This is a genomic window from Hymenobacter sp. UV11 (genome assembly GCF_004684095.1).
Classification (GTDB): Bacteria; Bacteroidota; Bacteroidia; order Cytophagales; family Hymenobacteraceae; genus Hymenobacter.
On record NZ_SRII01000023.1, the window covers coordinates 24,834 to 33,192 of the forward strand.

The 8,359-nt window shown below is 51.3% G+C and carries 10 protein-coding genes; 6 read left to right on the forward strand and 4 right to left on the reverse strand.

Annotated elements, in window-relative coordinates; genetic code table 11:
- Positions 1-177 precede the first annotated feature (177 nt).
- The 4 genes from E4631_RS24335 (at position 178) to E4631_RS24350 (ending at position 2,324) form a co-directional block, all read left to right on the forward strand.
- Positions 178-423: a hypothetical protein gene (locus E4631_RS24335; RefSeq protein ID WP_133655946.1), complete on the forward strand. Its 246-nt coding sequence runs from the start codon at positions 178-180 to the stop codon at positions 421-423.
- Between the two features lie 73 nt (positions 424-496).
- On the forward strand, positions 497-856 hold the full coding sequence (locus E4631_RS24340) for a hypothetical protein (protein WP_133655945.1): 360 nt from the start codon (positions 497-499) through the stop codon (positions 854-856).
- Between the two features lie 99 nt (positions 857-955).
- Entirely contained in the window at positions 956-1,174 is a 219-nt protein-coding gene (locus E4631_RS24345) for a hypothetical protein (protein WP_133655944.1), read from the forward strand.
- Between the two features lie 94 nt (positions 1,175-1,268).
- A complete protein-coding gene (locus E4631_RS24350) occupies positions 1,269-2,324 on the forward strand; it encodes a nucleotidyltransferase domain-containing protein (protein ID WP_133655943.1) in 1,056 nt (351 codons plus the stop codon).
- A 34-nt stretch (positions 2,325-2,358) separates the two neighbouring features.
- On the opposite strand, the gene E4631_RS24355 is transcribed toward E4631_RS24350, so the two are convergent.
- Both E4631_RS24355 and E4631_RS24360 read right to left on the reverse strand, forming a co-directional pair.
- Positions 2,359-3,336 (reverse strand): STING domain-containing protein, encoded by a 978-nt coding sequence (locus E4631_RS24355; RefSeq protein WP_133655942.1) that lies wholly within the window; start codon positions 3,334-3,336, stop codon positions 2,359-2,361.
- 540 nt (positions 3,337-3,876) lie between these two features.
- The gene (locus E4631_RS24360) at positions 3,877-4,605 is read right to left on the reverse strand and encodes a DUF4262 domain-containing protein (RefSeq protein ID WP_133655941.1); all 729 of its coding nucleotides are present in this window, start codon (positions 4,603-4,605) and stop codon (positions 3,877-3,879) included.
- 265 nt (positions 4,606-4,870) lie between these two features.
- Between E4631_RS24360 and E4631_RS24365 the strand changes: the two genes are divergently transcribed.
- Positions 4,871-5,224 (forward strand): hypothetical protein, encoded by a 354-nt coding sequence (locus E4631_RS24365; protein WP_133655940.1) that lies wholly within the window; start codon positions 4,871-4,873, stop codon positions 5,222-5,224.
- Between the two features lie 271 nt (positions 5,225-5,495).
- Here the strand turns inward: E4631_RS24365 and E4631_RS24370 are convergent, their stop codons facing one another.
- Positions 5,496-6,092 (reverse strand): hypothetical protein, encoded by a 597-nt coding sequence (locus E4631_RS24370; protein WP_133655939.1) that lies wholly within the window; start codon positions 6,090-6,092, stop codon positions 5,496-5,498.
- A 173-nt stretch (positions 6,093-6,265) separates the two neighbouring features.
- Entirely contained in the window at positions 6,266-6,940 is a 675-nt protein-coding gene (locus E4631_RS24375; RefSeq protein ID WP_133655960.1) for a recombinase family protein, read from the reverse strand.
- Between the two features lie 327 nt (positions 6,941-7,267).
- Between E4631_RS24375 and E4631_RS24380 the strand changes: the two genes are divergently transcribed.
- On the forward strand, positions 7,268-7,954 hold the full coding sequence (locus E4631_RS24380; RefSeq protein WP_167797046.1) for a hypothetical protein: 687 nt from the start codon (positions 7,268-7,270) through the stop codon (positions 7,952-7,954).
- Positions 7,955-8,359 lie beyond the last annotated feature (405 nt).

Sequence of the window (8,359 nt, forward strand, 5' to 3'; positions counted from 1 at the left end):
AAAAGGAGCCATTGATCTGTAAGAAGGCCAAATGCGTCCTGTTAGCAGCTGAGTAGCTGCCTGCTTAGGCGCTTACCTGCTACCCTAGTAAACGTGCGTTTTCTGAGACGGACCGCTAGCGCAGGATTCCTTAACGTTGTTTTCCGTTCCTACTATCGTGTGACCCCTTACCCTTATATGGAATCTTGCCGCCCAACAAAGGAAACGCTGTCCTCCTGCGGCTTCCGCCCATCAATGGCTGCCGATGAATGGTGCCACATGAAGAATATTCATCTGTACTACTTTAGGGATGCCCACGCTTTGGAGGTCTACAACGGCCCAATACACCCCCGCTACAACCTGACCAGCCAAAATGATGATGCATTCCAAGTGGAGGTGCAGGTGCTAGCCTCAGCGCCTGCTTATAATGAAGCCCGCCGCTAAGGCGTACAATAGCTCACGCAACTATTTATATTTGCCAGTTATAAGCTCGTATTCTAGCGATAGCACCCTACTTATGAATGATTTGTTAACTGACGATGCCCATTACTCCTATGAGGAATGCCTAGCTCTTATCAATACGTTTAGCAGTCAAGTGCGCGGCCAGCATATAACAACAGACAGGACTCCGCGTCGCAACACAATTTCGGGTGTGGCCGATGGCTTTTTGCTCATGCCTTACAAACCAGGTAGCTACACTTTTGACTTGGCTTTGTTCAACTACAATCTTGCGGCTGTGAAGCAAGATTGGCTGGCGGCCAGGAGAAGAGATGGGCATAGATGGATACCGTTGGTTCAGATAGCTAAACAGTATGTAGCACTGGTTCCCATACTGTTACAGTTACACCTCTGGAATGAGAACTGGCGTATGCAATAACGCACCCATCTATTAGCGGCCTTTCCCAGTTTCTACTTTCCCCTTCCCCAACAGTCGGGATTTTTTTGTAGCTTGTCGGCTCACCAGTACCCTAGCCATATGGTAAAAACAACAACAGACCTGAAAGAAATCGCCAGAGCCGGAGGCGGCATAAGCATCGACGCAGCGGGTTATACAACCACTGATATAAAGGAAATTAGGCGAGCTGCCAGCACATCAGGGGCAACAATAGTCCTCAGAAATTCCAACACTAAAACGACTACGGATTTAAAAGAAATTGCCCGAACCTCACCAGGAAAATTCATCTTTGAACTGTAGGTGCAACTCGGCCCCGAGCCTCCCCCACAGGAGCCGGGGCTTTTTCGTAACTTAGTAGTGGCGTATAGCCTTACAACAAAATTCTTATAAACACATGGCATACAATTACAAATTGCTTACAGAAGGGATTGAGGCCAGGATCAACCCTGAGCATCTTGCAGTGCAACAAGATTTTGCCCGAGAGTTGTCTACGATTAGGCATAATGACATGCTCACCTATGTTAGGTTGGCCATGAAGGGGGTGGACCCTGAATATACCAAAAGAAGCGTGGCTGCTGGTGAGGCCGCAAAGGGACATCTAAAAGCAATTGAAGAGGTCAGATTTGCTTACCAAGGTTCTGTCATGACAAACACCCACATAAAGGCCAATAGTGACATAGACTTGCTGATACTTACTAACAAGTTTTATAGCTATGATTATGCCAATATAAATCAAGCAGTTAATAGCGCATATAGTAGTCAGCACTACTACCAAAACCAACTTAATTTACTAAAAGAGGAGGTAACAAGAAACACTTACAAAGGGAGTATAGAAGAAGACCTTCGAAAGCTGAGGTCGGATTCAGAGCGGATATTGCAGGGTGTTTACAATACTTGTGACATCACTCATGCTAAAGCAATCAAGATTAGGAATAGGGGAATTGGCCGAGATGTCGATGTAGTTGTGTCTAATTACTATGACGATGTTACATCAGTAGTAAATAGTAAGGGATCTTATAGAGGCATTCAGGTATACGATAAGTATACTCATCAGCGAAGTGATCCAGACTATCCATTCTTGAGTATTGAGAGAATAAATGAAAGAGGAAATGAAACCGTTGGTCGGATGAAAAAGATGATACGCTTTCTCAAGAATATGAAAGCAAAATCGCAGCAAGAGATAAAGCTGAGTAGCTTTGACTTTAACGCTATTTGCTACGACATTGCTCCCTCAGTGTATAAAAACCTCATTTTCTACCAACTTGTTCCAGTATTATATAGGCATATTAAGAGTATTTGTGATGACCCATCGCATGCAAACAGGCTAGTGTCTGTTGATGGACGTGAACACATTTTTCGCGATAATCCTGACAAATTAGTGCATCTGCGATATATTCTGTCTGAACTCCAGGCTGTTTATAATGACCTAATACAGTCCGGGACACTATAGAAAATAAAAGGGCGGCTTTAGGGCCGCCCTTTTGTTATTCAACGCCTTCTATTACCTCTACATGGCCTTTAGTCCAAGCATTGCGGCTAATATAATGCCGCAACACATTCGCGAAGTTTCTGAGCTCGCGTCTCTCAAGGTGCTCCTTATCGATATCTGGCCCAATAGTATTAGTTGGAAGATAAAGTTTTATAGCTTCTACAATAGTGCCTAATGTTGTAGGAACATCAAATATGTGTGCATTTATTGGATTACCTTCCCCTTCTTCTGGTGGGTCGATTTTGAAATGGAATGGATAGCCCCTGCCTTGAGTGCCTGGCAACACAGCGGTGTCGGCCTGCTCCAGTCCATTAATATGATTGTACTTGCTTATAAAAGCATTTACACCATCATCGTCAATATTTGCGGGGAGAATTACTTTCATCTGATATCCGCTGATTGGGCGCTCCTCTTTTTTATACAGAATCTTTCTGTCTCTACCTAGTGCTTCACACACTCGTTTTACAAAGCCAGTGAAGTACCCCATAGCAAGGGCCGTAGAAGGAAGGAAGCCGAGCTCGCTTTGCTTTTCGGCGCGTTGAATGGCTTTTATTAGCTGCTCGGCTACCACATCTATGTGATTAAATTTTCCAATAGTCTCACTAAATCTGAGTGTCGATACTCCATTAAAATCAGATGGTAAATCAGCATCTTCTTGAGCGAAAAGAAAAGCTCGCTCTGCACTAGTAGCACCAAGGAATAATCCGTGCTCAAATATTACGTTATCTCTGATGGTACCCCTTGTTAATCCCCGGGCTTCATTAGTTGTCACGTCGTCCTTGGTAGCAACAAGAAGCGCGAAATCTGATAGTTTAGCTTGTTTAATTAGCACATCTAACGTGTTCTTGTTAGGGACAAACACAGCATCATCAACCCACTTATAGCAGTCTACATAGTCTGCTAATTTGCGCTCTAAATAGGTTACGTATTTTAAGCCCTCCGACGAGGAGCCTATAAAAAGTCTTGGTTTCATTCAAGCATGTGTTTAAGTGAAGTGCAAGTATAGCGATTACACGAGCAGTCAGCTTTTTCTATCCAAATAACGCCAAGTCGAATACTACCAAAAGCATCCTTTCCTAGCCAGAATTTTGGGGTACTATGCCCCACACAAGCTTCACTATCAAGCAGGTCGCCTACCTACGCTGATCTCCTCCCATTTACTGGGCCGCTTGAAAGCAGAGCGTTAGGCGTTCTTAAGCTCGACGGTAATGGTAGCAGCTACTACCTCATTAGGCGTTAAATTCTGTAACGAGCTGTGCGGCCGGTAGCCATTTGTGCGCTTCCTTCAGAAGAATGCCACCGCAAGCTGGAATCTGCCTGCCTCGTGGCCCCGAAAGGTGCGCCTTTCTGACGCAGCAGTTTTCGACTTCTGAACCCTTAAAGCGAGCCAGAAACGCACCTGTTACCAAATTTCTGAGCCATCTGCCCCGCGAGGTACTTTCTGAGCCCCCTCAAGGTGCACCCTATTGAGCTGGACCATTCTATCATGGGCTCGTGCTAGTGCTTCCTAAGCTTAGCCCCACGGTTGCCAGTCCAGAGCGAGCGGGTCTCGCCACACTCCCTTCCCAACTTTGAGGTCAATCGCTACTTTCAGCGAGGCATCAATTCCCAGTAGCGTGCCAAAGGGTACAATCCGCATGTCTGCTTTGGGGATGTCAGGCCCAGTTCCGGCAAATATTTCCCAATCATCCTCTTCCCATCTCATCACTTCCGTTGCCTTTGCGCCTGCCAGCACCAGCAGATTCGTGACGGCCATCGAATCGGCCGGAATAGGGTACTCCCACTGTCGAGTCAGCCATTGCCAAACCGGCTGAGTTGCCTCGTCAAAGGCCTCCACCATTACCGGCACATCTACCGTGTGGTGAACAAAGTCGGGCACGACTTGCCACACGGAGAGGGTGGGCTGGTTATAATAATCGAAGGCACCCAGCGCGAGTAGTTCGGCCCAAGAGGGATGCACTTTTACGAGCGAAAAGCACCCGAGCGAGTCTGTTCGAATAGTCCGGGTAGGCCAATCCGCTTCCGTACTGGCCACTGCGATGGTTGCCGCTAAAATCTCGCTCACCTGGCTCTGCGAGTAAAATTCGCCCCCGGCAAAAATGAACTCTGCACTGAGGGTGGTGGTACAGCCAATCGTGTAAGCAAAGCGGGGCAAGGCCCCACCTGTTACCACGGTTATGTGGTAGCCGAACTTGTCTATATTCGAACGTATTCGAGCAAGCAAGTCGCTTCGCTGGAGCATACGGCCTGGGGGCGATTAAGTAGAAAGATAGCAAATAAGTTTGCTACACAAAGCAAAGACTCGTTCACCAACTGACTATAACTGGCCCTCGTCAGTTGTCAAGGTGGATTCTTAGAAGAGTTGCCTAAACGCCTCGCGCTCCATAAAGCAAGCTTGAGCTTGCTACTGGATGTCTACCCTTCAGCGAACGGAGCGTTGAGTGGACGAAAGGGCTCGCAGTACTTTGGTAAGCCCGTTTACAGGATATCCACTCAAACGCGAAGCCATGACCACAGAAACCTTCATCGATGTTGTGAAAGAAGTCGTTCGTAACGCTTCGGTCAATAGTGTTGAAACACTGCTACACCACGTCCCTGGTCGGTCACCAGACAAGCACTTGGTAGCCCTTTCGACGTGGCATACAGCCTTATCCGACTCGGACAAGCACATGGTTACCCAAGTCATCGAACAAGCGGTCGACGACGCCTTGTTCGGCTTCTTATGCGTGCTCGATGGCGTTCGCGTAGTGGAGAGCAACAGCGGCGACTTTGAACTGCGCTATCGCCGAAAGGGGGAAAGCGTGTTGCTCTCACCCAACGAAGAAGTGGGCTACTTGCACGACTTGTATAATGCAAAATAAGTAGCCTTCGCTCTGTTCATCTGCACGATGGTTTAGATAAGGGAGCCACATTTTACGCAGTGCAAGCGACCCTGTTGGTACGTAAAAAGCCGCTAAGCCAAGCTAGCCAAGCCTCTTAAGAGCGGCGTTCGAAAAACCCTCCTCAGAAAGGCCTCGAAAAACGATGTTTTTGGGGCCTTCTGTGTGGGTGGTCAAGTGATTCGAAAAACGGTAGGTTTCGGAACAAGACGCTGGCTGTACACTAAAATGACCGTTTCACTGTACAGACGGCTCAGTTGCCGTCCGGTTCTAGCAGGACCAGGCCCGGTCCCACGTTGAACTCATAAAGTGCGCGCGCCGAGTAGTCGTGCTCCTGACCGGTGGGTACTGCGTGGAATACCTGTCGCAGGGTGCGACCGGGTACCAGCGTGTGGCGCTCAGCGCCCTGCTCAAGCCAGAGCCACACAATTTGGGGTAGCGGGATCGTATCGCAGGGCAAGCAAATGGTCTGGGTTAGACTCTGGGTGCCGTGCGGAGGCAGCGTATAGGTCAAGGTGCCAACGAGGCGGTTGACTTGGGCCCACCGTCGGGGGCCGCGGGCATCGTCGTGGGTGGCCACCGGCCAGGCTTGGGGCTGGACGTAGTACCAGCGCCCCGCATGCTGGACCAAGCGGGTCAAGGGATTCTGACGAGCGACGAGCCCATCCTCGGCCACCGAATCAGTGAGCCGTTGCTTGCGTAGGTAGGACAAGTCGGTTGGCAACAGCAGCGAGGAATCGAGCGGAAACCGAACACCTACGCGCAGGGTGTCCATTGTCTGATTGGTCACCACCCAATCGAAGGTGCTGCCGGCATGCGTGACCGGTGTGCAGCTGGACAGGCCGAGCAAGGCAACTCCGACAAAGCTCAGCAAACGCGTGGTCCATCGAGGTAACAGGTAACGAGGAGGTAGGACAGAGCGCGACATAGAAAGAGTGGGCACTTCTACCTTGGGTAGGCAGGTGTGGCGGGGTGAATGTTAATCATACTATGCCTACCACATAACCCATTAGTTAGAGGTAATCAGGTCTGCTCAATTGAAACTAGGGCGCGATCAACCAGACGCTGGACTTGCTTTTGGGAGAAGGCCCCCCCTCTCCTGGCGGTAAAGCCCAGCGCATTCAATTCCCCCGCGATGCGTTCACAGCTGAGCCCCTGGGCCCGCCGGGCCAAAATCAGCGCCGTCGCTTGCCGAATCCCCCCATGCTCCCGCGCATTGCGCTGCCGAGCTTCCAGTCCTAGCTGCCGGGCATCCTCCGTGAGGTTGGCCGGTGTGCCCAGCTGGGCGCCCCGCGCCTTCTTGGCTTTGAGCGCATCCTTGGTGCGCTGGGAGATGGTCTCGCGCTCGTGCTGGGCGATGACGGCGAAGAGGCCCACGGTAAGGGTATTGGCGTCAGGCATGTCGCAGCAGGCGAACTGCACCCCCGAGTCGCGCAGGGCGAGGATAAAGCCCGCGTTCCTAGATAGCCGATCCAACTTGGCAATCAATAACACGCCCCCCGCACCTCGGGCCGCGGCGATCGCCGCCAGCAGCTGGGGCCGCTGGTTCTTCTTGCCACTCTCGACTTCCACGTACTCCCCCACCGGCGTGTCGCCTTTTAGGAAATTACTCACGGCCGCCCGTTGCGCCTCCAGGCCCAACCCAGAGTTGCCCTGCTTTTGGGTAGAGACGCGGTAGTAGGCGAAGTAGGCGGGCACGGGGGTAAAAAGGGGTAGTTTCAGGCGAAATTAAGCAAAAAGACATTACTTAAACGGTCGTTTGCAAAACGTCTTTTCGGTTTGCCTGTCATGCTTACCGGTATTCGCAGGCCATCGTCAAGCGCTATGGCCAGGGATAAGCGATGGAACAAGAAGCTACGTAAGCGGGTAACTTCAGCATTAGCAGATAGCTTTGCTCCTAGTATGAAGTGTCTAGGATGGCTACTAATGGGGGGAATCAGTTTGACCGGCTGTCAGCGTGCCTCGGAGCGGTTGCCCGAGCAGGGTCCTACGCAACTACCCCGGATACGAGCGCAGGGCACTTCGATGCCGCCCCCTTTGCGACAGGATAGCATCTTGGGCGTGTGGCCCCACTTTGTCGGGCGCTTTGCCCTGGCTGACTCCCTAGTGCTGACCCATCCCCTCGCCTCAAATGAAGCAGACTGGTTGCGAGACTTTGGGCCTATACAGGCAACCCAGGATAGTGCGACGCTCAGCACAGATGGGCTGGAGCTACGTGTCGATGCGCAACGGCCATTGGTTTACCAAAAAGCGGTGCCGCCCGAAGTGCGGGCGCGCTTTCCGGCCCAACGCGTGCTGCCGGTGTATGTAGTTAATACTAGCCCGAGCACCAAGCTCTTAGCCGGAAAGGATTCGTGGGTCTTTGCGATTCAGGAGGCCCAGGATCGGCAAGGACAGTGGCGGCCGATTGAAAGCCGAGGTTTTGACTTCTGTGGTAATGGGCACTGGCTGCTGAAGCTGAAGCCGCGTCAGCTGGCTCTCTTCTTTGTTCAGCAGTATGCAGGTCCGTTTGCCACGCGCTTACGCGTACGCTTGCAGAACGGGGAGAGCCGCTATGTGTCGGCCCCGTATCCGGGCCACATTCGGGAGCAGCAGTTCCTAGCCCCTGCTGAGCAGGTGGCGCAACTTCGCGATAACCCGGCGGCGATTAACTGGCTCTACTATGGAGCTGAGCCAGTGGCCGCCGACTCGCTCGAAGCCCAGCGAGAGTAGCTGACGCAGTAGCTGCGCGGCCTAAGCAATCGGTTCACTTGTCACACCTCACAACGTTCGTTTAAAAAATGTGACAAGGTCCCAGCAGGTGGTTAGATTTAGAGAAATAGGCCCCGTTTGGAGAATCCTTTCGTTGGTCTACTTGCCCGTAGGCATTTCCAATAATTATTCCAGTTCGGCCTTGAGGGCAAGCTCTTCGGGTACCTGTAGTGCCCGCACCTGCTGCACATACTGGGAGTAGGTTAGCGGGCCATACACCTTCGCGGGTTGGTGGACAATAAGCCAGTAGTTCGTCTTATGGGCAAAAATGAGGTGGTCTAGTTAGGCAGGAGAAAGTTGGGTGATGTTAGCAAGTAGCTGCTGGTGAAAGTGATAAGGCTTTAGGTAGCCGATACTGGAATGCCG

Bases quoted from the DNA above. Each gene is read 5' to 3' on its own strand.
- E4631_RS24360 (WP_133655941.1), bottom strand. From the start codon at position 4,605: ATGCTCCAGCGAAGCGACTTGCTTGCTCGAATACGTTCGAATATAGAC.
- E4631_RS24340 (WP_133655945.1), top strand. From the start codon at position 497: ATGAATGATTTGTTAACTGACGATGCCCATTACTCCTATGAGGAATGC.
- E4631_RS24345 (WP_133655944.1), top strand. From the start codon at position 956: ATGGTAAAAACAACAACAGACCTGAAAGAAATCGCCAGAGCCGGAGGC.
- E4631_RS24380 (WP_167797046.1), top strand. From the start codon at position 7,268: ATGCCGCCCCCTTTGCGACAGGATAGCATCTTGGGCGTGTGGCCCCAC.
- E4631_RS24365 (WP_133655940.1), top strand. From the start codon at position 4,871: ATGACCACAGAAACCTTCATCGATGTTGTGAAAGAAGTCGTTCGTAAC.
- E4631_RS24350 (WP_133655943.1), top strand. From the start codon at position 1,269: ATGGCATACAATTACAAATTGCTTACAGAAGGGATTGAGGCCAGGATC.
- E4631_RS24335 (WP_133655946.1), top strand. From the start codon at position 178: ATGGAATCTTGCCGCCCAACAAAGGAAACGCTGTCCTCCTGCGGCTTC.
- E4631_RS24355 (WP_133655942.1), bottom strand. From the start codon at position 3,336: ATGAAACCAAGACTTTTTATAGGCTCCTCGTCGGAGGGCTTAAAATAC.